The organism is Lysinibacillus sp. NPDC093688 (genome assembly GCF_050280145.1).
In the GTDB taxonomy this organism is placed as follows: Bacteria; Bacillota; Bacilli; order Bacillales_A; family Planococcaceae; genus Lysinibacillus; species Lysinibacillus xylanilyticus_B.
The window spans coordinates 200,541-225,561 of sequence record NZ_JBNNUX010000003.1 but is presented as its reverse complement, the minus strand read 5'-3'; the positions used below and the strand labels follow the sequence as shown (position 1 = coordinate 225,561).

The 25,021-nt window shown below is 36.8% G+C and carries 23 protein-coding genes; 4 read left to right on the top strand and 19 right to left on the bottom strand.

The features are described from left to right. The first annotated feature begins 21 nt into the window (after positions 1–21). The 3 genes from thrC to ACQKN2_RS04795 are packed head-to-tail and all read left to right on the top strand — an operon-like array spanning position 22 to position 2,697. Entirely contained in the window at positions 22–1,074 is a 1,053-nt protein-coding gene (gene thrC, locus ACQKN2_RS04805) for a threonine synthase (RefSeq protein WP_427413934.1), read from the top strand. Then, positions 1,071–1,985 (top strand): homoserine kinase, encoded by a 915-nt coding sequence (gene thrB / locus ACQKN2_RS04800; RefSeq protein WP_427413933.1) that lies wholly within the window; start codon positions 1,071–1,073, stop codon positions 1,983–1,985. Before thrC ends, thrB begins: the two co-directional genes overlap by 4 nt. Before the next feature lie 28 nt (positions 1,986–2,013). Beyond that, positions 2,014–2,697: an MtnX-like HAD-IB family phosphatase gene (locus ACQKN2_RS04795; RefSeq protein ID WP_427413932.1), complete on the top strand. Its 684-nt coding sequence runs from the start codon at positions 2,014–2,016 to the stop codon at positions 2,695–2,697. A 329-nt stretch (positions 2,698–3,026) separates the two neighbouring features. Here ACQKN2_RS04795 and ACQKN2_RS04790 read toward each other — a convergent pair whose 3' ends face one another. The 7 genes from ACQKN2_RS04790 to ACQKN2_RS04760 all read right to left on the bottom strand — a co-directional run bounded on the left by ACQKN2_RS04790 (position 3,027) and on the right by ACQKN2_RS04760 (position 9,276). After that, positions 3,027–3,638 (bottom strand): phosphatase PAP2 family protein, encoded by a 612-nt coding sequence (locus tag ACQKN2_RS04790; RefSeq protein ID WP_427413931.1) that lies wholly within the window; start codon positions 3,636–3,638, stop codon positions 3,027–3,029. 178 nt (positions 3,639–3,816) lie between these two features. Beyond that, positions 3,817–3,945 carry a hypothetical protein gene (locus tag ACQKN2_RS04785; protein ID WP_427413956.1) on the bottom strand — a complete coding sequence of 43 codons (129 nt, stop codon included), beginning with the start codon at positions 3,943–3,945 and terminating at the stop codon, positions 3,817–3,819. Positions 3,946–3,974: 29 nt separating this feature from the next. Further along, positions 3,975–4,874, bottom strand: a complete 900-nt coding sequence (locus tag ACQKN2_RS04780; protein WP_427413930.1) for a hypothetical protein — start codon at positions 4,872–4,874, stop codon at positions 3,975–3,977. Between the two features lie 430 nt (positions 4,875–5,304). Beyond that, positions 5,305–5,919, bottom strand: a complete 615-nt coding sequence (locus ACQKN2_RS04775; protein ID WP_427413954.1) for a response regulator — start codon at positions 5,917–5,919, stop codon at positions 5,305–5,307. Continuing rightward, positions 5,903–8,209, bottom strand: a complete 2,307-nt coding sequence (locus ACQKN2_RS04770; protein WP_427413929.1) for a sensor histidine kinase — start codon at positions 8,207–8,209, stop codon at positions 5,903–5,905. Before ACQKN2_RS04770 ends, ACQKN2_RS04775 begins: the two co-directional genes overlap by 17 nt. Then, the gene (gene comX, locus ACQKN2_RS04765; RefSeq protein WP_427413928.1) at positions 8,200–8,361 is read right to left on the bottom strand and encodes a competence pheromone ComX; all 162 of its coding nucleotides are present in this window, start codon (positions 8,359–8,361) and stop codon (positions 8,200–8,202) included. Before comX ends, ACQKN2_RS04770 begins: the two co-directional genes overlap by 10 nt. Positions 8,362–8,373: 12 nt before the next feature. Then, positions 8,374–9,276, bottom strand: a complete 903-nt coding sequence (locus tag ACQKN2_RS04760; RefSeq protein WP_427413927.1) for a polyprenyl synthetase family protein — start codon at positions 9,274–9,276, stop codon at positions 8,374–8,376. Positions 9,277–9,878: 602 nt separating this feature from the next. Between ACQKN2_RS04760 and ACQKN2_RS04755 the strand changes: the two genes are divergently transcribed. Then, entirely contained in the window at positions 9,879–10,502 is a 624-nt protein-coding gene (locus ACQKN2_RS04755) for a hypothetical protein (protein ID WP_427413926.1), read from the top strand. Between the two features lie 288 nt (positions 10,503–10,790). Here the strand turns inward: ACQKN2_RS04755 and ACQKN2_RS04750 are convergent, their stop codons facing one another. From ACQKN2_RS04750 to putP, 12 genes are all read right to left on the bottom strand, one after another. Next, positions 10,791–11,105 carry an antibiotic biosynthesis monooxygenase family protein gene (locus tag ACQKN2_RS04750; RefSeq protein ID WP_079562489.1) on the bottom strand — a complete coding sequence of 105 codons (315 nt, stop codon included), beginning with the start codon at positions 11,103–11,105 and terminating at the stop codon, positions 10,791–10,793. A gap of 1 nt (position 11,106) precedes the next feature. Beyond that, positions 11,107–12,117: a siderophore ABC transporter substrate-binding protein gene (locus tag ACQKN2_RS04745; protein WP_427413925.1), complete on the bottom strand. Its 1,011-nt coding sequence runs from the start codon at positions 12,115–12,117 to the stop codon at positions 11,107–11,109. Positions 12,118–12,179: 62 nt separating this feature from the next. Then, positions 12,180–12,941, bottom strand: a complete 762-nt coding sequence (locus ACQKN2_RS04740; protein WP_427413924.1) for an ABC transporter ATP-binding protein — start codon at positions 12,939–12,941, stop codon at positions 12,180–12,182. Further along, positions 12,938–13,891, bottom strand: a complete 954-nt coding sequence (locus ACQKN2_RS04735; protein WP_427413923.1) for an iron chelate uptake ABC transporter family permease subunit — start codon at positions 13,889–13,891, stop codon at positions 12,938–12,940. Before ACQKN2_RS04735 ends, ACQKN2_RS04740 begins: the two co-directional genes overlap by 4 nt. Continuing rightward, positions 13,884–14,834 carry an ABC transporter permease gene (locus ACQKN2_RS04730; RefSeq protein ID WP_427413922.1) on the bottom strand — a complete coding sequence of 317 codons (951 nt, stop codon included), beginning with the start codon at positions 14,832–14,834 and terminating at the stop codon, positions 13,884–13,886. The genes ACQKN2_RS04735 and ACQKN2_RS04730 overlap by 8 nt, the downstream gene beginning before the upstream one ends. 277 nt (positions 14,835–15,111) lie before the next feature. Beyond that, positions 15,112–16,164: a YkvI family membrane protein gene (locus tag ACQKN2_RS04725; RefSeq protein WP_427413921.1), complete on the bottom strand. Its 1,053-nt coding sequence runs from the start codon at positions 16,162–16,164 to the stop codon at positions 15,112–15,114. 360 nt (positions 16,165–16,524) lie between these two features. Further along, positions 16,525–17,631 carry an o-succinylbenzoate synthase gene (gene menC, locus ACQKN2_RS04720; protein WP_427413920.1) on the bottom strand — a complete coding sequence of 369 codons (1,107 nt, stop codon included), beginning with the start codon at positions 17,629–17,631 and terminating at the stop codon, positions 16,525–16,527. Positions 17,632–17,653: 22 nt separating this feature from the next. Further along, a complete protein-coding gene (locus tag ACQKN2_RS04715; RefSeq protein WP_427413919.1) occupies positions 17,654–18,478 on the bottom strand; it encodes a GNAT family N-acetyltransferase in 825 nt (274 codons plus the stop codon). After that, positions 18,478–19,623 (bottom strand): M20 peptidase aminoacylase family protein, encoded by a 1,146-nt coding sequence (locus ACQKN2_RS04710; RefSeq protein ID WP_427413918.1) that lies wholly within the window; start codon positions 19,621–19,623, stop codon positions 18,478–18,480. Before ACQKN2_RS04710 ends, ACQKN2_RS04715 begins: the two co-directional genes overlap by 1 nt. A gap of 531 nt (positions 19,624–20,154) precedes the next feature. Further along, positions 20,155–21,642: a peptide MFS transporter gene (locus ACQKN2_RS04705; protein WP_427413917.1), complete on the bottom strand. Its 1,488-nt coding sequence runs from the start codon at positions 21,640–21,642 to the stop codon at positions 20,155–20,157. A 407-nt stretch (positions 21,643–22,049) separates the two neighbouring features. Continuing rightward, complete coding sequence (hflX, locus tag ACQKN2_RS04700; RefSeq protein WP_427413916.1) at positions 22,050–23,336, bottom strand: GTPase HflX; 1,287 nt, start codon at positions 23,334–23,336, stop codon at positions 22,050–22,052. Between the two features lie 138 nt (positions 23,337–23,474). After that, a complete protein-coding gene (gene putP, locus ACQKN2_RS04695) occupies positions 23,475–24,962 on the bottom strand; it encodes a sodium/proline symporter PutP (protein WP_427413915.1) in 1,488 nt (495 codons plus the stop codon). Between the last annotated feature and the right edge of the window lie 59 nt (positions 24,963–25,021).

The window sequence follows — 25,021 nt, the reverse complement described above, 5'->3', positions numbered from 1 at the left end:
CAAAAGGAGATCGTAAACGTTATGTGGAAAGGCCTAATTGAGGAATATAAACAATTTTTACCCGTAACTGAAAGTACACCTGCTCTAACTTTAAACGAAGGCAATACGCCTCTTATACATTTAGTAAATTTATCTAAGAAACTTGGCATTGAGCTTTATGGAAAAATCGAAGGTGCAAATCCAACAGGTTCATTTAAAGACCGTGGTATGGTGTTTGCCGTTGCAAAAGCAATTGAAGAAGGTAGCAAATGTGTTATTTGTGCTTCAACAGGTAACACATCAGCCGCAGCGGCAGCATATGCAACACGTGCTGGAATCCAATCCATAGTCGTGATCCCTAAAGGGAAAGTTGCCCTAGGTAAGCTAGCTCAAGCAACAATGTATGGTGCAAAGATTATCGAAATCGATGGTAATTTTGATGATGCATTACATATTGTTCGTCAAGTAAGTGAAACAACTCCAGTGGCACTTGTAAACTCTGTGAATCCATACCGCATTGAGGGGCAAAAAACGGCATCATTTGAAATTGTAGATGCTTTAGGAGCCGCTCCAGATTATCTTTGCATCCCTGTTGGTAACGCAGGTAACATTACTGCGTACTGGAAGGGCTTTAAAGAATATGATGCAGCAAAAGGCTCTGGTTTACCTAAGATGTTCGGCTTTGAAGCTGAAGGTGCAGCAGCAATTGTAAATGGTGAACCTATCGCTAATCCTGAAACAGTGGCAACAGCTATTCGTATCGGTAATCCCGCAAGCTGGAAATTCGCAGAAGCAGCTCGCGATGAGTCTGGCGGAATTATTGACTCGGTGACAGACGAAGAAATTTTAGCTGCTTACAAATTAATTGCAGGCACTGAAGGAATTTTCGTTGAACCAGGTTCAGCTGCATCATTAGCAGGCGTTATTAAATCAGTTGAAAATGGCAAAATTGCGAAGGGCTCTAAAGTTGTTACGATTTTCACTGGTAATGGATTAAAAGATCCTGATACTGCAATGAATATCTCGACTGTAGATGTTGTCTCACTTAAAAACGATGAGGAAGAAATTAGAAAATACATCGAGGACGTACTATGAGTAACATGTGGCAAATCTCAGTTCCTGGGAGCACAGCCAATCTAGGCCCCGGCTTTGACTCAATAGGACTTGGCTTGTCTCTTTACTTAAAGTTAACCGTATCTTTACAGGATAATTGGGAAATTATCCACCTCGATGATAATGGTCCTAAAGAGTTTGAGCTGGAAGAGCACTTACTATACGTGATTGCCAAAAAAATTGCGGACCAATACGGTAAGCAGCTGCCTGCCTGCCGTGTTGAAATGGCAAGTGAACTTCCATTAGCCCGTGGTTTGGGGAGTAGTGCAGCTGTCATCGTAGCAGGAATTGAACTAGCTAACCAAGTATGTGATCTAGCCTTAACTGTACAGGATAAACTCAATTTATCCTCACAGATCGAAGGGCATCCAGACAATGCAACAGCATCAGTATTAGGAGGATTAACAATTTCCTCAATGGATGAAAATGGTGTTGTTGATACATTTCATGTCAATGATATAGAAGCTTCCTTTGTTGTGTATGTACCTGATGTCGAACTAAAAACAAGTGAATCTCGTTCTGTTTTACCAGAACAATTTGACCGTGCATACGCAGTGAGAGCCTCTGCAAATGCTAATATGCTAGCAGCATCATTAATGGTTCGTGATTTTGAGCATGCAGGTCGTTATATGGAAGCTGATTTTTTTCATGAACCTTTCCGTGCCCAATTAATCCCGCAATATATAGAAATCCGTGCAGTCGCCAAGGCTAATGGGGCATTTGGAACGGCATTAAGTGGAGCGGGTCCAACAATGATTTCCATCATCCCTACTGCTATTGCGCAAGAATTTGTAAAGGCCATGAAAAATCAATTTCTAGAGCATCAAATTATCTTAACAAAAGCCGATGAATATGGTGTACAGGTAAAATTTGGACGTCTACTGCAAAAGTAGACGTTTTTTCTTGGAAGGGGGAAATAGCTTGAAACCAATTATTTTCTGTGATTTTGATGGCACTATTACAGAAACAGATAATATCGTCTCACTAATGACTCAATTCGTTCCAGAGGAATCTGAGAAAATTGCTAAGGCAATGATAGAACAAACTATAACCTTTAAAGATGGCGTTTCAGCAATGTTCGAGCTATTATCGACTACACAAAAGGATGCTGTTATCCACTATTTATTGGATACAGCCATTATACGTAAGGGCTTTGGTGATTTCGTTCGTTTTGCTCAAGAGAAGGATATTCCGTTTTATATTGTTAGTGGGGGTGTCGACTTTTTCATTGAGCCACTGTTAGAGAAATACGGTCCATTTTCTGGTATATATTGTAACAGTGCTGATTTTTCCGGACAGCAAATTAAACTCGTCTTTCCAAACAGCTGTGATGAAGAATGTGCGAAATTTGAGACACAGGGATGTGGTTGTTGCAAGCCAAGCGTTATGCGAATGGTTGCACAGAGCAATCATTTTAAAATCGTAATTGGAGATTCACTCTCTGATTTTGAGGCTGCAAAACAGGCAGATTTAGTACTTGCTAGGGATCATCTTATTAAACGCTGTAAAGACCTTCGTCTTCCTTATGAGCCCTTTGAAACATTCTATGATTGCTTAGAAGTTGTAAAAAAGCTTATGGAAGCAGATAAGGCTTTTTCCATGTAATTGGAAAGATTAAAAAGCTCATCACCATAACGTGTTGTTAATTTCCGTTCCGACTGGGCGCTTTCCTGGGGGCGTCGGGCCAACACAAGGTTGGTCACGAAGGCGTTATCACAGGATGTGATGCTTTTAGCCTTCGTTCCTCTATTGCTAATCCCCAAGGAGTCGCCCAGTCGTAACGAAGATCAACTTATTTACATAGTAGATGTTTTAACAAAAGTCATCCACAACTTTTAGTGATGAGCCAAAAATAAAAGCTGTATGTTCATAATTGACGCTCTTATTTCTACATAACAAAGGGAACCATCATTTAGGTGGTTCCCTTTCCAAGTTCATAATTTATTTTTCGCTTTAAGAAGTCTCTTTCGACGTTCGTACCAAAAAACACAAATGATAAACCACGTATAACCCATACTCCATCCGGCCAATACATCTGAAGCAAAATGACGGGCTCCAGCAATTCGAGACAAACCAATAAGCACAGTTAAAACAACTGCCCCAAGCCAAAGTAATGTCTTACGTCCCTTGCTATTATTCTCCGAAAAAATATAAGCAATTGTAAATAAATACAAAATACCGGTCATAGAATGTCCAGATGGAAAGCTATAGGATGTTAATTGGTCTTCAATCTCCGGTCTTGGTCGATGTACCCATTTTTTTAATAATTGGTTAAGTACATTCCCACCAGCAATTGTTAACAAAACAAATAATATACCTCGGTTATTTTTCACCTTCCATGCTAAATACACAATTAAGACGATAGCTACAGACACTACAAATACCGGTTCTCCTATATAGTGAAAAAATTCTATAAAACGGTTACCGAAAAATAAATCAGCCATTTTTGTATCAAAAGTACTGATTAATTTACTCGGAAAAGTAACTCGTAACACAAAAAAGATAATGAGCGTTAATACGGCTAAAAGATAAGCCCATTTTTTCATATAATACTTCACCTCAAAACTATATGCTGTTATATTTTTCACATCATATCATATTTAAGCTTACTTGAGGTAATTTGCTTTTTATCCCGCATTAACAGGTTGCCCTAAATGCCTGATTGGTAAAGACTAATAATCAGTGGGGGTTAAACTCCCCACTGATTATTAGTCTTCACTTTATCTAACCTACCGTATTCCCTCTATCTTGAGGTATGACAAAGGATTTTTCTCCTGCTTTATTAAAATAATTTGAAAAAGCTAACGCAACGATAAATAAGATGGCAACGATAGGTATTATTTTTCTAAACAAAATATACACTTCCTCATCTTCGGTTTAAATTATTTTAATAACACTGGATCGAATAACCAATCCTTCGGTCCAAAGTTTTTATCCTTCTCTCCTCTTACCTCACGGGATATATTGTGTTTAATAATTAATTCTCTAAACTTTCTACTGAATAAAGTCTTTCGGTATAAATATCTTCCATCATGACTCCATTCTGCCGAGAGGACTATATCATTTGTTATATTAGTTAAATCTTCGCGATGATATATATCAGGACCATTGATTACCCCACTTAACCCACAACGACATGGAGGCTGCTCTGTCGCAAAATACAATTTAACTCTTTCAGTGCTAGATTCCGGCAATACTTGTGTCGGTATAATTTGAAAAGCTTTTCGCTTTCCTTCTTCCGGTCCTTGATGAATAACCTCTAAAAGTTCAAAACCTTTAATATCCTCTTGCTTCATTAATGTCGCTAATTCCTGCGAAGCTACCCAATACCCGCTCACATGAACTAGATGACGATCTTTCATTTCTGTTGTATCTATCACTAATGGCGAAAGTTGTTCTTTTTCCATAAGTCCACAATGCTGGCAATGGGTGCTTATAGAAAATAAAGTTCCTTTATCATCTATAAACATATCAGGTGAGTTACCTGTCGAATTTAAGGTAAACAATGCCGCTTGCTCATATTCACCATCTGAAAAGTCAAAATAAAAACGTTCTCCGATAGAAACAATTCCTAATTCATGTTCCAATGATTTATATAGTGCCGCTACATGTTCATATGTTACATCATCATTTAATGTAAAAATAGGATTAAAAGATGCCTTTAAATTTCTCTTTCTTATTTCAGGCGCACCGATGAAAATACCATAGCGATTATAAACTTTTATAACTTGATCTTGACTAGATTCATCTATAGAAAATAAATTTTCAAGTTCTACTTTCAAAATACACGCCTACCTTTATATAAAGTTTTATAGTGAAGTATGTTGACTAGCTAGTAACTTTAAAAAAATCTACAATTTCTACTTTATTCTTAGATAACCAGGTTCTTATCGAAATCTAATATTATCGTATTACTTACTATAGCAAATCTACTTAACCACGATTATCTTAAGGGTACCAGTACTTACACCGATATTTCAACGTTGGGTTTACGCCAATTTTTTGGCGGTCTTTGTCCCGATTTTTGGCGTGATTTGGCGGATATATAAAAAACACCGCCAAAATCTGGCGGTGTTACACGAAAATTATAGCTATTTAGACTTAAAGTTTAGGTATAATTAACCAAGTTAAAATACGGTATCCAGAACCACCTAAACTCTCCCTTTTTATTGAAAAATATCCCAACTGGAATGAGTATAACATACAGACAATCTATAGTAAATTCATTCTTTCTGCAAGATTTACAGCGTCTGTCCGTGAATCTACATTCAATAAAGAAAACAGCTGTGTTAAATATCTTTCGGTTGTTCGCTGAGGAATATTTAACTCAATAGCAATCGCTTTATTTGTATGGCCTTCCGCAATCAGTCTTAAAATTCTCTTTTCTTTTTCATTTAAGTGAATATCAAGTTTTGCATCTTGCAATTTAAATTTATTATCAAGAAAATCTAAGAAATTTTGAGGTAAAACAATTTCACCATTTACAATGGCTCGAACAGTTCGTAAAATTTGTTCCTTAGACGCTGTTTTAGCTAAAATCCCTTCTATTTTCCGTTCTAAAATAAGTGGATAGTAATCAGTAATATCATCACCAGTATAAAGGATAATTGAAGCATTTGACTGGATAGCTTTAATGTTACGTGCTAAATTAATGCCATTTTCTAACGGCATATTTATATCAATTAAGTAGATATCATATGGTTTGTCTTTAAGTCTCTGTATGACATGAGTTGCATCACATTCTGTATCAACTATAATATCTTCATTTTCTTGAAATAAATTTTTCGTCCCCTCTAACACAATAGGGTGATCATCCACTATGAGCATCGTAATCAAGTGTATCACTTCCTTCTTTTACTGTAATTCTAATAAACATCCCTTCTTTAACCTGTGAATCGATGTAAAACTGCCCGTTAAAGGCCTTTACACGCTCTTGTATACCTTGAATTCCCATCGACTCTCCGACAACAATATCTTCAATATTACAGCCTACACCATCATCCTTGTAGATGATTTCAAAACCATCATCCATTTCCTGTAAACGAATTTCAACTGTTGTTGCATAGGAATGTTTTAAAGCATTGTTGAGTAATTCTTGGAATAGTCGATAAATCATTAAATTCATACGCTCATCCTCTAAATAAAGGCGATCTATCGTATAAATTAATTCAAAACTAGCTCTTTCTATTACTTTACGAATTAACTTTTCTAACGCAGCGTTTAGCCCTAATGTATCTAATAATGGAGGCTTTAAATTTTCACAATAAGCTCTTAAATCATGTAAAGAAGTAATCATCTGCTGATGAATTTTCTCAAGTTTTTGCTGGATATCAGTTGTATCTTTCGTATTGACTAGGACATCAACCTCTCGAGCAATATGGAGCTGCTCTTGCAAATTGGTATCATGTAATTCTTGAGCTAATTGATATTTTTCCTCTTCAAATCTTAACCATAATAATTTGCTTAACCAAGGTAGTTGACTATCATCTGCTTGCCTCATATGCTTTAGTTCCTCTAACAGCTCTTCTACCATCTTTGTATTTTCAATAAAATTGTTTACATATAATAAAAGCAATTCAAGCCATAGAAGCTCTTCATCTTTTAAATGAATCGAATTTTTATGTTCCAATACTAAGACTCTTTTATAATGAGCATCTTGATGGAGGAAGGCTAAGTAGACTTTGTCAATTCTCCGTATTTCTCCTAATTTTAAATCCTCTATTAGCGCTGGATTAATTGCAAGCCTTCCCTCAACCGGTGAAGTAAATTGATTTGTGTCATAGTTATAGGTTAATACAAATACATGCTCTAGCTCAAGATGTAATGAAACCTCTTGAGCAAACTTCTCTAGAAGCTCATCTATTTTTATCGTTTTACCAATCCTATCGACAGCAGTGTATAGCTGATGTATATAATCCCCTTTTGTCGAAAATAAAATTTTTCGTTTTCGATAATCGACCTTCTCTTTTATGTAAAAAAGAACAACTAACGATGTAAAAGTAAAAAAAGAAACACCTGTTATTACGGGTATAGTTAAATTTTTTCCTGCAATCCAATACAAACCAACTATAAACCATAAAGTAAATATCAATGAAAAAATTACATAATAGCGTAATCTAGTAATATGATATTCGATATCAAATAGCCGTTCTGCTAATTGTGTAAAAATAAAACTAAACGGAATTAGCAATAAAAATAGTGCACTACTTTCACCAGAAAGTATAGATTGATGAAATAAAATGTTAGGGAGCGCATATAGAAAAAGGAATGGCAGAAACGGAATCAGTATACTAATTAATAAAACTTTTAACTGAGGCGATTTATATTTGAAATAGCTTAGCAATAAAATACTAAGTATGGTAATAAGTAAAATGAAGAACGTAGCTAGTACAACAGTCGATAGTAAACTATTAATAGCAGGGTAAATAATGCCTATACCGCCTAGTATCATTACCATCACAGGGAGTATATAAAATAATTTTATATTATTAGAAAGCAACCAATTTGTTTTTAAAAATGTATAATAATTTCTTAAAAAATGGAGTAATAACACTAAGCATAGTAACATGCTACCACGGTTAACGATTACACCTATATTATTAAGACCACCGGATGGACCGATGCTAACATAAGCAATAGAAACAGTGAGCATAAATAAAATAAGTAAACATAAAAGAGATGTATTTTTTTGTTTAAAATATAGGAAAAACACAATAATTAATGTTAAAAAAAAGTAAATGGTTGGTATTACCAATATATAATAAATAACTTGCTCTAGAAAATCTGATCTACTAATCTTTACATCAATTATTTGTCCGTTAGGCTTCATAATCGTTAGTAAGTTTGCCGTTCGTATTAAATGGTCATGTTTTACATTAGGGACATCCTCTGTTTGGATGTTATTTACACTTAAAACAACATCTCCTTCAGAAATTCGAACTCCATTCGCTAATTGTTTATTGTATGAACTAGTTACTACCCATTCCCCATTCTCTTCTTTTAAACCTAGAACAAAAAAATTCATGCTATAAGTGACATATAGTAGGTAAGCTCCTAGCAATATGTAAATACTTATAGCAAGTAGAAACCATATACGTTTAATTATTTTCAGTTCCAAAATACGACTTCTAAGCTACTTACTACTTCTTCAAATGAGGCAAGTATTGCCTTTTGCTCCATAGCTGAAACTCCAATTAATGAGGCTTTTTGTTCCTTTAATAGTGCAACTATGTCTGGGTTCATTTCTAGATGTTGAATTACATTAATCATACAAATCTCTCCTCATTTCATTAGTTTTTTTAGGTAGTCTTTACATACTTCATTTATAGCTACATTTTCAAGAATATCAAATGCTTTAAACTTGTAGACATTTTTCATTGTAACTGCATAACGTATCGCACCACCATTTGTCAACTCGTTTTCCGTAGCGTTATTATCCAAAAATGCATCTATATCATCATTATAATAGTTTATAACAGACTTTGAAATATCATTTTTCTGTGATAAAAGATAAATAATAGGCAATGAGTATCTTTTATTTAGCAAATCATTTTTAGGTCCCCAAGTTTTTAAACTTTGAATATCGTTTTTAATTTGTTGGATAATACCTATGTATTTTCCATACTCCTCAACCTTTGAAGATGTCTCACCTTTTGCAAGTACTTCACCAATTAAGCAACCCATTGCTGTTAAAGAACCTGACTTTTGTTCAATCATTTGTAAATATGATTGCTCATCTCTACAAGTATTAAGTAAATCTAGTTGCTGACCGTTTATACTGCGTAATGCATAATCCTCTAGTATTTGAATAGCTGTATTTTTATGTTCAAAGGAAGTCTCACGTATAGCTCTAGAAGCCATAACTAGCATAGCTAAAGCCACATTTAATGATAGTTCAGGTGTTTTAGTCCAACTGTAGTCTGAGTCCTTATCCTGCAAGTCATCGATTATATCAAAAGATAAAATTAAAAATTCGATAGCTGCGGCAACTTTATAGATATCCTCGTTCAAACAATCTGTAAATGCTTCGTAATGCCAATAACATAGCTTACCAAATGAATAGCCAACTGCCTTTTTTTCTTCCTTAAAAACTTTTAGCATTGACCGTAGTTCATGACCTATTAATATCTCGTTCTCGATTAGAATGTCCAATGATTCATTAATTTGTACGTCAAGACCCTGCAATAGTCCTCTCCTCCCCCAAATGTGTTATTAAATAGTATACAGATTAATGGGAAATAATACTAGATGTCGAAATTATAAGTAAGTATTTTACATTTCATCGTTTAACGAAATACCGCCAAAAAGTGGCGGTATTATATTATTGACCGCCATTTTTTGGCGTAAACCCACCATTGAAATGGCGTCCTTATGGATGATACGCTTAAATAGGATAAGATCATTTGCATTCTGTTCGTACATTTTTTTGATTAATTCAAGTTAAAAGGTTCATCGCTAAAAATTAGAAATGGAAATGAGGCCGTATGCCACGTACTGGAGAGAAGGCTAGGCAACTTCTTGGAATTACAGTCATATTGAAGTCCATTCGGAATGAAAATTCCTTACGTTATCGTGATGAGCCATTATCAATTATGCCTCGTCATAATTGCGTCCGAAGGCTTTGGGCCAACGTGATGTTGGTCACTCAGTCGTTGCCACAGGACGTGGCGTTCTTAGACTGAGTTCCTCTATTTCAGCGGGTGTTTTGACACCCGCTGAAAGAAGCTAAATAGGAATCGTTTATATCTATTAACTAGGAAATACTCGAAACACAGGGAGTGATTGAAGTGAAACATGAAGTAAATGAAAACGTTTTAATACTTACGGCTAATTTCTCCTGTACAATTTCTGTGTCTGAAGAGGAAATCACGATTAAAAAACCTTCGAAAGAACAGCAATATATAGAACAAATAATTGTTGATGCCGAGCAACGGGCATATAAAGAAACATTAGCAGAGTTTAAAAGCAAATCTACATTTTCAAATTTTATTTGCAATATTCCTGGATTTGAGGATACTCTTCAGCAAAAGCTAGACGCTTTTATTGAACAGTATGGAATTATAAGAGTATCTGAAGAAAGTCAGTCAATAACACCTTTAGTAAGTCGATTTAACTCTGGATTAAACATACCTATAATCTACATGTTACCAAGCTTTTGTATTATAAATGCTAGAGGCAATTGCTCTAGCACTTCATCTAATGCTGATAATATTGGAGAAACAATCGGCCTACCTGTGCATCTCTATAATTCAGAAATAGAAACGTCCTCTTCAGGGAAATATACTGCTGCTGTAAAGGAAGCTAATTGCGCACCTAAACATTTTACCGAGGTCTCCATTAGTGACAATGGTATTTCTTTTAATATTACGACAGCACTTAATGCGTGGAATAAATCGTCTATTAAGCACTAAGAATAAAACTGGATTGGGTATGGCACGGTTATAGATTTGTGCCTCCTTCTTTCTTAATAACGTTTTATGTGTCATTTCAATGGCTATGTTCATTGCTTAATTTTTCTATCCGCCACTTCACCATTTATTTCCGTCGCTCTTACCTTTCTATCCATCACTTGGGCTCCTCTATCCGCCACCTTCGCTCTGCTATCTGCCACTTTGCCTATCTATTGTTTTATTTCTACCAGACATGCATATTCATAAGAAAAAGGTGCCTCAAATGAACATTGAGACACCTCTAAATTATTAACCTTTTACATAATAAACTTCTTGTCCGCTTTCGATGATGTGATCAGGCTTCGGTTTACCAGCATTTGCTTTATGACCAGCAATATGCTCCGGGCTCTTCTCCCAATTTTTCCATGCCTCTTCTGATTCCCAACGAACCACAATTAACACTTCCTCATCACCACGTCGTACTTTTTTCAACAGTACTTGCTTATCGATAAAGCCCGGCTGTTGTTCAAGTAATGTTGGGCCATCCTTTTTAGCACCAAAACGCTCAACAACTTTATCGGAATTTCCTTCCGTAACGACAATACGTTTAATTTGTACAAACATATTATTTAAACGCCTTTAGAACATCTTCAATTTTTTGAGTTTCAGAAGTTAAACCGCCATTAGCAAGATACCAAGTTTCTGGATTTAAGTAGAACACTTTTCCGTTTTTCACAGCTTTTGTTGCTCCAACGATTTCGTTTTCAATTGCAGCTTTTGTACCAGATTCACCGTTTGGATTTCTAACTGCATCGCTATCAACTACGAATAAAACATCTGGGTTTGTGTCACGTACATATTCAAAACTTACATTATCACCATGTGTAGATGCTTTAATAGTTTCATCAGCAGCTTTCACACCGTAAATATCATGAATTACACCAAAACGTGAACCTGAACCATAAGCAGAAAGTGCACCTTCGCCACCTAATACGATTAAAGCTTTATCTTCCGATTTAGCAGTCTTTGCTTTAACTTCTTCTACTTTTGCTTCATATGCAGTAATTGCATCAGCAACTTCCTTCTCTTTGCCAAAAATCTTACCAGCTAATTCTGTGTTTGTTTTGAATGATTCTAAGAAATTAGTATAGTCTGTCCCAACATATACTGTCGGTGCAATTTTAGATAATTCATCGTAAGCTGGTGCTTGACGACCAGAGATGAAAATAACGTCTGGATTCATAGAAGAGATTGCTTCAAAATCAGGCTCTTTTAAAGCACCAACATTTACATAACTTGTATCGGCATATTTGCTTAAGTATTTTGGAAGTGATTTTTGTGAAACACCTGCAACTTTAACACCTAAAACATCTAAAGTATCAAGGAAACCATAATCAAATACAACAACTTTTTCTGGCATTTTATCAAGAGTTACTTCTTTAAAAGTATCTTCGCCACTTGTACTACCTGGAATTGTAATTGGATAAGCTGCAGCTTCTTCCTTTTGCGCCTCAGAAGGCTTGTTATCAGTTGAAGAACCTTTATCTTCTTTTTTTGCTTCGTCCTTAGAACCGCAAGCAGCTAATACTAATAGCATCATAGCCATTAATACAGTAAGTAATTTCCAATTTTTCATCGTAAAATTGCTCCTTTAAATTTATTTAATAGTCTAGACGGTAGCACCATCTATTACTATTTTCACGAGTTAAAATACACACAAATGCGACAGCCATTCTGTTCTTGAACAGGAATATCCATATCATAGATTTCCTTAAGCGCATCAGGATTGATAATGTCATTTGTTGGACCATCTTTGACAACACGACCATTTTTTAATGCGACAATATGATCAGAGTAGACGGAAGCAAAGTTAATATCGTGTAAAACGATGACAACTGTTTTACCTAGCTCATCAACGAGCTTACGCAAAATCTTCATAATTTGCACAGAGTGCTTCATGTCTAAATTGTTAAGTGGCTCATCAAGTAAAATATAGTCTGTGTCCTGTGCAATAACCATTGCGATAAATGCACGTTGACGTTGACCGCCGGATAATTCATCCAAATAATTGTGCTGAAGATCCTCTAAATTCATATATTGAATTGCCTCATCTACCTTTAGCTCATCTTCAGGCTTTAAATTTCCTTTTGAATAAGGAAAACGCCCGAATGAAACAAGCTCACGAATTGATAGGCGTACATTCATATAGTTTGACTGTTTTAAAATGGATACACGCTTCGCAAAATCGTCCGATTTCCAACGACGTACATCTGATTTATCGAGTAATACTTCCCCAGTATCTGCATTAAGTAAACGGCTTACCATTGAAAGCAATGTTGATTTACCTGCACCATTTGGTCCTATAAAAGACGTGATTTTCCCTGGTGCAACGTCGACACTGACATCTTGAATGACCGGTTTTTTCCCAAAAAACTTAGAGATTTCTTTTACTTGGATCATCCTGCTGACCTACTTTCCTTCAATAATAAGTAGATGAAGTATACGCCACCTACGAAGTTTATAATAACGCTTAGTGTTGTATCGAAATTAAAAATATGTTCGACCATCCACTGTCCACCGACTAAAGCTACAATACTCATTACACAAGAACCTGCGATGATCACAGAGTGCTTGTACGTCTTGAAAAATTGATACGATAAATTTGCTACGATTAAGCCAAAGAACGTAATAGGCCCCACAAGAGCTGTAGAAACGGCAATTAATACTGAAGATAATATGAGCATACGTTGTACAAGCTTGTCATATGGTACCCCTAGGTTAATGGCTGTATCACGACCAAGAGACATTACGTCTAATTGGTTCATATGACGCCAGCCGTAAATAAAGGCAATGATTATGACAACACCTGCCAGCCATACTAAATCCGAATTGACATTATTGAAGCTTGCAAACATTTTACTTTGTAAGCTTAAAAAATCATTCGGATCTATCAACACTTGGAAGAAAGTCGTTACACTTCCTAAAAATGTTCCGACAATCATACCGACAAGAAGTAAGAAATAAATCGGACGCTTCCCTTCCTTGAACAATACACGATAAAAAATTAACGCAAAGATAACCATAGCTAAAACAGCTAGTAAGAAATTGTATTTAGCATTAATAACGAATATCGACATAGAGCCAAAGAAGAAATAGATACACGTTTGAACCATCATATATAATGCATCAAGTCCCATTACACTTGGCGTTAAAATACGGTTATGTGTAATCGTTTGGAAGACTACGGTTGAATAAGCTATCGCAATCCCCGTTAACGACATCGCTAGCACTTTAATAAGGCGGCGTGGTAACGCATAATGGTAGTTACCATTAAGTTCATAAAATACATACAGTAAAATAGATACTACAGCCAAACCTAGTAAAATCAACATTTTTGTACGGTTACGCATATGCCTTCCCCCTAAACAACATAATTAGGAAGATTGCACTTCCGATGACACCGACAGTCATACTAATCGGAATTTCATAAGGGAAAATCAGTACACGCCCTATAATATCGCAGAATAATAAGAACGACATTCCTAGTAGTGCGGTATGAGGCAATGTCTTAGCAAGGTTATCCCCTTTGAACAGCGAAATTATATTTGGAATGATTAAACCAAGGAATGGAATCACACCAACTGTTAGTACCACCGTCGTTGAAATAAGTGCTACTAACACTAAACCTAAATTCACAATGAATTTATAGGAAAGACCAAGATTTTTTGCAAAATCCTCACCCATTCCTGCCACTGTAAAGCGGTTCGCATAAATGTAAGCTAATATCAGCACGGGTATACTTATGTATAAAAGCTCATAACGACCTTTCATCATTAATGAGAAATCTCCCTGTAACCATGCAGAAATGTTTTGGATAATATCCGCTTTATACGCAAAGAACGTTGTAATTGAAGAAAGGATATTCCCAAACATTAAGCCAATAAGCGGTATAAAGATCGCATCTTTAAACTTTATTCGATTTAATATTTGCATAAACAATAATGTGCCGGCTAAAGCAAATATGAAAGCGAAGGAAATTTTTTGAAAGTACGTGACATTTGTGAAAAACATCATCGAAATTAGTACCCCCAACTTTGTAGCATCTAATGTACCTGCTGTCGTTGGTGACACGAACTTATTCCTACTTAAGCTTTGCATAATTAAACCAGCAATACTCATACCTGCACCTGCTAACAAGATTGCTACAAGTCTCGGTATACGACTAATAAAAAATAGTCTAGTTTCTTCTGATTCGAAGTCTAAAAGATCACTCGGTTTAATATCAACTACTCCGATAAATAGTGAAACTATAGACAACACAACAGTTGCTGTTAAAAGATATCTTTTTTTCATTGTAATCCCCGGTAGATTCATTTTTGCTCGTAACTCTCATTGAAAATGATTATCATTACTCACGATTCTCATTATAAGCTCGTTTCCATTCTCAGTCAACCTTCAATTGAGAATTATTCTCGTTTTATTTGAGAATACTAAAGAAACAAGCATTTTAAACGGGATTTCTACGTTTTTTATGGTTCCTCAAAGTTAAACACTTCTACTTTTTTGACACAAATAAAAAGGTAATTGAGAATAAAACACTAACTTACTCTCAATCACCTTATTTAATCAATTATGCTATTCGTCGAACGCCTTTAAGCCACGCAAAAATAATTAAAACGATTAATATAAAACCGACATACCCCATCACAGCATATAGCTTGGCTACAAGCGTCGTAAAACCAGCCAGACTTGCTAAAAAGCCCAAACCACCTATAAAAACGGCAGTTATCTTAAAACTAGCCTTATTCGGTTTTGCAAATCTTACCATGAATGAGTAGAACATCCCTACTGCTGTATTATAAATCATCCCTAATAAGGAAATGGACATCAGTAGACCAATTAAAGGATGGATTTCATTTGCTAATGCTAGCATCGGTATATCTATACCAACGATTACATTCATTTTGGCAAGAAGGGATAGGTTAATAAGAAGAATTAAAGCTCCAAGCAAAATCCCACCAATAATACCTCCCATCCCAGCCACCTTCTCATTGCGAATAGATCCACACATAACAGTTAAAAGTGAAAAACATACACCAATATTAAAAGACGTATACAGTAAAGCTGTAATCCACCAGCTTTTAGTACTCACTTGTACTTGTTGTGCGATAACAGCTTGTTCAACAAAGGTTAAATCCATCGTAGCTAATGAATAGACAGCTATTATCGAGACAATTGCTAGCAGATAGGGTGTAGCAATAGCAATAATGTTTATAATACTCTTCACATTCATCATAACGGTTGCTATAGTCAGTACAATCATACAAATGCTCCCTAGCCAAACCGGCAGACCAAACATTTGATGAAACGTAGCACCTGCTCCCGCAAACATGATTACTGCTACACCGAATAAGAAAAGGGACAGTAAATAATCCATCACAAAACCTACAGTATTACCTGAAATTTGATAAATTAAATCCTTGTGCGATGTCGTACGTAACCTTGAGCTAATTTGTGCAATGCACATTCCTACTAAAGCAAATCCAAATGTGGCAATAAGAGCACCATATATCCCATGAAAGCCATAGCTCGTAAAATAAAGTACGATTTCCTGTCCTGATGCAAATCCCGCACCGACGATAATTCCTACATAGGCACCACCGATTTGCAAACTTTTTTTCAATCAGTTCTCTCCCTGTTTATCCTATTATCGGGATCATCACCAAAACGTGTGGTTGATTTCCGTTCCGACTGGGCGCTTTCCTGGGGGCGTCCGATGAGCGCTTAGGGCAACAGGATGTTGGTCACGAAGGCGTTATCACAGGACGTGATGCTTTTAGCCTTCGTTCCCCTAACTGCTCGCTCCAGGGTCTCGGGCCAACACGATGTTGGTCACGAAGGCGTTATCACAGGATGTGATGGTTTTAGCCTTTGTTCCTCTATCGCTAATCCCCAAGGAGTCGCCCAGCCGTAACGAAGATCAACTTATTTACATAGTAGACGTTTTACCAAAAGTCATCCACAACATTTGGTGATGAACCTATTATTGATAGACCTTTCTGCTGATTGTTAGCTTATCAATTACCTTCATATTAGGGGTATATCCAATACCAATTGTTTGTGGCACACGAATATAACCATCCTCTACCAGTACTTCAGGTGTAATGATATCCTCATACCAATAATGACTAGAGCCCGCAGTATCCCCCGGCAGTACAAAATTAGTGAGCGATGTTAATGCAATATTATGCGCTCGTCCGATTCCGGCCTCTAACATGCCGCCACACCAAACGGGAATCTTATTTTCCTTACATAAATCATGAATTCTTCTTGCTTCTGTTAAACCGCCCACACGTCCTATTTTAATATTGATAACACCACAACTACCTAGCTCTATCGCTTTTCGGGCATCTTCATAAGAGGTGATGCTTTCATCTAAGCAAATAGGCGTTTTTATCTTTCGCTGTAGATTAGCATGGTCGACAATATCATCTACAGCTAAAGGTTGCTCAATCATTAATAGATTAAATGCATCAAGTTGCTGCAATACATCCATATCGTTCAATGTATAGGCCGAATTAGCATCTACCATTAATGGCAAATCGGGCATTTCAGCTCGTATAGCACGAATTACTTCTACATCGTGACCAGGCTTAATTTTCACTTTTACTCGTTTATAGCCTTTATTTACATGGCTTTTTAATAGATCTATTAATACTTCGGTGGAAGATTGAATACCTACGCTAACGCCTACCTCTATTTGTTCCTTTTCTCCGCCTAACGCTTGAGCGAGTGATTGTTTTGTTTGTTGAGCATAAATATCCCATATAGCCCCTTCAATAGAGGACTTCGCCATGCAATTACGACGAATAGAGGAAAACAAAGCACTAACTTCATCTGGATGCCCAACCTCTTTATGTAACAAGATAGGAATCAAGAAGTCTTCAAGCATATGCCACGTTGTTTTTAATGTCTCCTCTGTATACCAAGGCGCTACAAATGCAACAGCTTCTCCCCACCCTACAATTCCTGATTCATCTATCGCTTCTATAAGTAGAAGTTCCTTTTCATCAATTGTGCCAAAACTCGTTGTAAACGGTGATTTCATTGGCATTTTTATATGTCTAACTGTAATCTGTTCTAGTTTCACAAGATTTCACTCCTTATCCTTATTATAAAGCTAATAAGGAGCGTCTGACTAATAGATAGCTATGGACATATTCCTTGTGCTTTTTCATTCGAACGATTGCATAATTTTGTTCAAACAATGTCGTTAAAATGGTACGAACTTTATAACGCCAGTCTTCTGCAAGCTTAGGACTCTCCACTTTCATCTTTTGTAAATGTTGAGGAATGGGCAATAAATAAGCGTCCTTATAAAATGATTGCTCTTGCTGAAATTCACCATCAATATCGAGCACTGGTAAGCCATCTACCGTTAGCGACCACGGTACAATTTCTTCAGCTCCCTCTTCCAGTTCATCCAAGGAGTCCTCCACTCGATCGCGTTCAACCCACCATTCTACGACAATTCGATCTGAAGGTAGCCCATCGTTAAAATCGTCCTTGAGCGGACCATAATAATCATTTTCATACTGAAAACTATAGGAATCGAGCTTCAAAAACGATAAATTAGCCATACATGCCTCTAGTGGATCAAATAGCCAAATCACAAGCTGGAACTCATGTTCTTTGGCATATTCCTGCTGGGCATGCTTTAATAATTCACCTACACCTTGTTCACGATATGTTTTCTCTACACCAATCATGTGTGAGTGTAAATACATTTTTCCATGTCCATAGCCAACAAAGCAGTAGTTAAAGCCAATCAGCTTTTCGTCTAAATACGCCCCAAGCACTAATCCACCATTTTGTACAGCCGCTAACAATTGATGAGAAGGAATAGCCTGACTCCCCCAAATACTTTCGTTTAAAATTTGTACTTCTGCAACCTCTGTAGGTGTCATTATTTTTTGAATACGTACCCTCTCTAACATTACGCTGACCCCTCCTTTGTATTCCCTGACTCCAATGCTAACAATACCGCTCTTGTAAGAATTTCAACTCCAGTTACCAGCCTCGCCTGCTTAAATTTCATCTTCGGATGATGTAGTCCTGGTGTTAGTCCACAGCCTAAACCTAACATCGTTGATTTTAAATGTGGGCGTTGCACAGCATAGTGATGAAAATCTTCTCCTCCAGGTGTACGAATGGGCTTTCTTAAATTCGACAACCCTGTTGCTTGCACGATTGCTTGCTCCATAAAATATTGAGCAGTTGGATCTACCTCAGCAGCTACTACATTTGCTACTGTACATAATTCAATCTGCACTTTATGCAAGATCTTGGAAGAATCAATAACCCTCTTTACTCCCTGTGCAAGTGCATCCATTACATCATTTTGCTGAGCTCGTATATCAATGGTGAACGATGCACTCCCAGGAATAATATTGCCGGATTCTCCTCCTGCATGGAATTTGGTCATCTTAATTGATACAGGAATCATCGGATCTGTATGAATCGTTCGTAAATCTTCGATAATAGTTGCTCCTACTTCAATGGCATTCACGCCGAGATGCGGCCTTGCAGCGTGGGCATCTTCTCCAATGATTTCCCCTTCTATCAACCGAGAGGCTCCATGATGTAACGCGGCACAATATGTACCGTCTTCAAGCTCATGGACAGGTCTTACATGGACACCAAATAAAAAGTCTAAATCATCAATGACACCTTCTTTTAAAACGGAAAAAGCACCTGTTCCTTTCTCTTCAGCTGGTTGAAAAATCACACGAATTGTACCGTTGAATGATGGAGCAAGCTCTTTCAAAAGTAAGAGAGTACCGATTGCCATCGTCATATGTCCATCATGGCCACAGGAGTGATTTGCACGAAACTCACCATCTACTTCCTGCCATAACGCATCTATGTCCGTACGTAAACCGACTTTAGGATGACCATTTCCTATATCTACATAAAGCCCTGTACTGTTTTTAAAGCGTATTGGTGTATAACCTTCCTGCGTTAGTAAATCGTAAATATAATTTGTTGTTTCTACCTCATGCCAGCTTATTTCAGGATTCTCGTGCAAGTACGTGAAAATCTCCATTAATCTTGGCCTCAAGCGACTCAAAGCTTCCTTCATAGCATCCAACCCCTTAAATTATCATACTATTAAGATTATTATAAATGAAAATGAAAACTTTTCTACTAAGAAACGTCCCGCTTTCAACAATTTAACTACATGTTACAGCTTATCACCTTCAGATTGTAGATAATTTTTATATCGAAGCATAAGAACTAGGTTGGTTGGTTGATTAACCACCTCTTATTCATTTTTATCGATTAGAAAGATGCTGATTTCCGCTAAATGCTACAGCGAGCTAAGTTGCATATAATAAGTAAAAGATCTGACTTATCCTCAATAGTTTGGGATAACATTTATTGAAGCATATTAGTTGATTGGAGTGGAGGCTGGGCGACTCCTCGGGGATCAGCGTCACAGATGAGACCCTGCAGCGCAGCGAAGCGGCTCATCGGGCGCCCCCAGGAAAGCGCACAGCCGGAACGGAAATCAACCACACGCAATATGATGAGCAAAGTATCAACAAAATATCTCTTAATACAAAAAAAATGCAAGTACAGTTATTTGATTAACTGTACTTGCATCTTTTGATTAATTAATACCTCGCATAGCTTTTGAAATAATTGGCGAAAGTACTAATATTATGATCCCGAAAACAATTGATAATGAGCCTAAGAAACCGAAGTATGTGAATTCACTTACCACTTCATAGACTTTTACAAGTTGTGCGTTGATCGCTTGCGCTGCTGCGCTTGTTAAAAACCAAAGTGACATCGTTTGTGCAGCAAAAGCCTTTGGAGCCAATTTTGTAGTAACTGACAACCCTACTGGCGATAATAATAACTCCCCAACTACAACTAAAAAGAATGATAATACTAGCCACCATGGACTTACTAAATCTGTACCACCAGATAAATACGCTGGAAGCATCATCACTAAGAATGACAATCCTGCAAAGAATAATGCATAAGCGAATTTACGCGGTGTAGATGGTTGCTTATCTCCCCACTTCATCCATAACATGGCAAATAACGGAGCCATTGTAACGACGAATAAAGGGTTTAATGATTGGAACCAAGAAGATGGAATATGAAAACCACCAATATCCAATCGTGTACGACTATCTGCATACGTTGCTAAAATAGTCGCCCCTTGTTCTTGGATTGCCCAAAACATTACAGCCGATAAAAACAAAGGAATATAAGCGAGCACGCGAGACTTCTCGTCCTTCGTTGTTTTCTCACTGCGATACATATAAATAAAGTACACCGTTGGAATTACAATACCTAGCGCCGTAATAATTAAACCAAAAACATTCACTGTTAGTACGCCAGTTTTGATACCAATTGCCCCAGCAATAATAATAAGTAGCGCTAAAATCCCAAATCGTGTAAAGACTTTTTTCCGTTCTTCAGGCAGTAACGGGTTGTTTACCTGTAATCCTGCTAACCCTAAATATTTTTTTCCTGTTAATTTAAAAATTATTAAACCAATTAACATCCCTACCCCTGCTACACCAAAGCCTAGGTGGAAACTATACTGTTGTCCAATTGTTCCGACAATTAATGGTGCAAGGAATGATCCCATGTTAATGCTCATATAGAAAATTGAAAAACCTGCATCACGACGACTATCTGTATCAGCATACATATCTCCGACAATGCTTGAAACGTTCGGTTTTAATAAGCCTGTCCCAATGACAATAAAGAACATTGAAACAAATAACATGCTTGCGCCACCAGGTAACGCTAGCAGGAAATGTCCAATCATAATGAACACGCCACCATAGAAAATAGTCCTACGTGTACCTAGTATTCGGTCAGCAATCCAACCACCGATAATCCCTGACATGTAAACCAATGATCCGTAGATAGCCATAATTGAGTTCGCTAGTCCACGATCTAGGCCTAAGCCGCCTTCATGCAATTCATAATACATAAAGAAAATCAGAATTGCTCGCATACCGTAGTATGAGAAACGTTCCCAAAATTCAGTGAAAAATAATGTAAAGAGCCCTTTAGGGTGTCCGACAAAGCCATCTTGAGGGACGGATTTTACAATTTCATCTTTAGTAGACATAAAAATATCCTCTCCCGATTTCATTATTCAATAATAATATTATTACCCAATATTAAAGATAAAAACTTTATTTCATCATACTAAAGCGTTTTAAAAACTTTTTCAAGAGTTTTAAAAAATGTTGGAATTTTACACCTTTTCTTTAAATTCAGTTTAATTTCCATAGAATTGTACCAAACCTATTGATATTCCTAAGTTTTCTGATTCTTTAATATCTACTAAATTATAAACCACCGTTAAATTATTCTAAAATATTTTATAGTCAGATTTTTTACTTTTTAAACAAAAAAGCTAGTATTATCTATAATTTCATTCACAGCGATATAAATTTGCTTTTTCGATTATAAAAAAGCATGCTAGAAACACGAAGTGCTTCTAGCATGCTTTTAAAACAATGATGTTATTGATTATTTCATTACATATTGTTGGAATTTTGCATAATCCGCTTCTTTCAACTCTAGCGTTAGCAGCGTACCATTTTCTTCATACGCTGTTTCATAAACAGAGGCATGTTCATTTAAATAAGAAACGATATTTCCCTGTTCGTACGGAATGAGCATTTTACATGTTATATAATCAGAGAAAATATGCTGACGTATCATTTGCAATAATTCCTCTAATCCAGTCCCTTCCTTCGCTGAAATCCAAATGTTATCACCGCTGATAACAGGGTATGGAACGCTTGCTATATCAGCTTTATTATACACATAAATTGTTGGAATCCCTTCAACGCCAACTGCTTTAAGCGTTTCATTTGTTACTTCCATCATAAAGCCGTGCTCAGAATTGGAAACATCCACAACATGGAGTAATAAGTCGGCATCACGAGCCTCTTCCAGAGTTGAGCGGAATGCCTTTACTAGATGATGCGGTAATTTGCTAACGAAACCAACTGTATCTGTTAATAAAAACGTCTTTTTATCAGGTAATTCTATTTGACGGACAGATGTTTCAAGTGTGGCAAAAAGCATATCCTTCTCAAACACTTGCTTATGATCTTCCTGCCCTATTTTCGTAAGTAGCTGATTCATAATGGTTGACTTACCCGCGTTCGTATAGCCAACAATGGAAACGACAGGGACGGCATTTTTACGTCGTTGTTTACGCTGTGTCTCTCGTTGCTCCTTTACATGCTCTAGGTCCTTCTTTATTTTCGAAATCTGATCCTCAATTTTACGACGGTCTAGCTCGAGCTTTGTCTCACCAGCACCACGGTTTTTAAAGCCACCACCAGTGCCACCACCTTGACGACTGAGAGAAGCATGCAAGCCAACCAAACGAGGTAGCATATATTGCAATTGTGCTAACTCAACTTGCATCTGTGCTTCACTTGTTTTAGCACGACGTCCAAAAATATCTAAAATCAACATCGTTCTATCAATAACCTTTGTCTCTAAATCGCGCTCTAAATTACGGATTTGCGAAGGTGATAACTCATCGTTAAAAATCACTAAATTTGCTTGTACTTCATCATAAAAGTTTTTTATTTCTTCAATTTTCCCTGTTCCAACATAATGAGATGGCGTAACTCGCTCTAAATTTTGTGTGACAATGCCGGCAACTTCAACATTTAAAGCTTCAGCTAAATTTTCCAGCTCCTCCATTGAATAATCAAAATGCTCATCATTCCGTAAATTTACGCCAACTAAAATAGCTTTTTCAACCAATATATCTACTTCTTTAATTCTATCCATCCACAAAACCTCCCACCAATGCCTTGATGCTACTACGACAAATTTTCTTCATCTTACCATATAATGTCCTAAACCGTGTCGTTTAACATGTATATCGAAAAAAATGCGCCTTCTTTGCAAAAGGCGCACTTCATTCATTTACTTCCGTTCTTCTTTTAACAATACTTCAGTACGATTGAACTCGTCTTCAATATCTTTATTCGGTCTATATGTCAAAATGCTGACAATAACCGCTACGATTAAGCACACTACGAAGCCTGGTACAATCTCATATAATGTATCAGCTAAGAATTTAATTTTCCCCCAAACAAAGGCGGTTGCAGCGCCTGCTACCATCCCACTAAGAGCTCCGTAATTCGTTAATTTTCTCCAATATAGGGACAGCAATATTACTGGACCGAATGCTGCACCGAAGCCAGCCCAAGCAAAGCCCACTAAGTCTAAAACAGAACTATCTGGATTCCATGCTAAAATTGCTGCGATAATAGCTACAACTAAAACAGCGACACGGCCAGTAAAAACATAATGCTTATCATCTGCTGTTTTATTAAATAAGGCTTTGTAAATGTCTTCTACAAGTGCTGACGAAGTAACAATTAATTGTGATGAAATTGTACTCATAACCGCTGCTAAAATGGCAGCTAGCATTATACCTGCAATAAACGGATGGAATAGGAGTTGGCCAAGTACAATAAATACCGTCTCAGCGTCCTTTAACTCACCTGCATTTTGCTCATAATAAGCCACACCTACCAAAGCTGTCGCAATCGCTCCGAATAAACTTAACATCATCCAGCCAATACCGATACGACGTGCCTGCTTTGTTTCTTTTACTGAACTTATCGCCATAAAGCGCACGATAATATGTGGTTGTCCAAAATAACCTAGTCCCCATGCAAGTGATGAAATGATTGCCGCAGCAGTTGCAGTTGCAGGTAATAAGCTCAGATGTTCAGGATTTACAGCTTTAATAGATGCTATTGTGTCTCCAATTCCACCTGTTAAAAACAATCCAAATAACGGGACAGAAATAAGTGCTATAAACATAATTAGCCCCTGTAAAAAGTCTGTATAACTAACCGCTAAAAATCCTCCAAACAATGTGTATGCCACAACAACAGCAGATACAAGCAATAAACCAGTATGGTATTCATAGCCAAATGAACTATCAAAAAACTTGCCTCCTGCAACCATTCCCGAAGAAACATAAAATGTAAAAAAGATTAAAATAATAATACCCGACGCAATTCTTATTAGCTTTGTACTATCATGTAAACGATTATCTAAATAACTCGGAATAGTAATTGAGTCATTAGCAATTTGTGTATATGCACGTAGTCTCGGTGCTACAAGTAGCCAATTCAAATAGGCACCAATCGTTAAACCAATAGCAATCCAGGCCTCAACAATTCCAGATAAATAGATCGCACCCGGTAAACCCATTAACAGCCAGCCAGACATATCTGCTGCACCTGCACTTAGCGCTGTGACAGCAGGGCCTAGCGAACGCCCACCGAGCATGTAATCCGTTAAATTCGTTGTTTTAACAAATGCATACCAACCGATTCCTAGCATGGCGATCATATAAATAATAATCGCAAGTAATTGATACATGTTTGCAGACATATTTTTCCCCCTAGTTTCCCTATCAATCTTTTTATTAAAAATTCTTTATATTTAAAATA

Excerpts from the sequence above, each read along its gene's own strand:
- ACQKN2_RS04775 (WP_427413954.1), bottom strand. The coding sequence starts at position 5,919 with ATGCTCATAGTGGATGATCACCCTATTGTGTTAGAGGGGACGAAAAAT.
- ACQKN2_RS04750 (WP_079562489.1), bottom strand. The coding sequence starts at position 11,105 with ATGTTTGTACAAATTAAACGTATTGTCGTTACGGAAGGAAATTCCGAT.
- thrB (WP_427413933.1), top strand. The coding sequence starts at position 1,071 with ATGAGTAACATGTGGCAAATCTCAGTTCCTGGGAGCACAGCCAATCTA.
- ACQKN2_RS04740 (WP_427413924.1), bottom strand. The coding sequence starts at position 12,941 with ATGATCCAAGTAAAAGAAATCTCTAAGTTTTTTGGGAAAAAACCGGTC.
- ACQKN2_RS04790 (WP_427413931.1), bottom strand. The coding sequence starts at position 3,638 with ATGAAAAAATGGGCTTATCTTTTAGCCGTATTAACGCTCATTATCTTT.
- ACQKN2_RS04730 (WP_427413922.1), bottom strand. The coding sequence starts at position 14,834 with ATGAAAAAAAGATATCTTTTAACAGCAACTGTTGTGTTGTCTATAGTT.
- putP (WP_427413915.1), bottom strand. The coding sequence starts at position 24,962 with ATGTCTGCAAACATGTATCAATTACTTGCGATTATTATTTATATGATC.
- ACQKN2_RS04745 (WP_427413925.1), bottom strand. The coding sequence starts at position 12,117 with ATGAAAAATTGGAAATTACTTACTGTATTAATGGCTATGATGCTATTA.
- hflX (WP_427413916.1), bottom strand. The coding sequence starts at position 23,336 with ATGGATAGAATTAAAGAAGTAGATATATTGGTTGAAAAAGCTATTTTA.
- thrC (WP_427413934.1), top strand. The coding sequence starts at position 22 with ATGTGGAAAGGCCTAATTGAGGAATATAAACAATTTTTACCCGTAACT.
- ACQKN2_RS04705 (WP_427413917.1), bottom strand. The coding sequence starts at position 21,642 with ATGTCTACTAAAGATGAAATTGTAAAATCCGTCCCTCAAGATGGCTTT.
- ACQKN2_RS04715 (WP_427413919.1), bottom strand. The coding sequence starts at position 18,478 with ATGTTAGAGAGGGTACGTATTCAAAAAATAATGACACCTACAGAGGTT.
- comX (WP_427413928.1), bottom strand. The coding sequence starts at position 8,361 with ATGATTAATGTAATTCAACATCTAGAAATGAACCCAGACATAGTTGCA.
- ACQKN2_RS04735 (WP_427413923.1), bottom strand. The coding sequence starts at position 13,891 with ATGCGTAACCGTACAAAAATGTTGATTTTACTAGGTTTGGCTGTAGTA.
- ACQKN2_RS04710 (WP_427413918.1), bottom strand. The coding sequence starts at position 19,623 with ATGAAGGAAGCTTTGAGTCGCTTGAGGCCAAGATTAATGGAGATTTTC.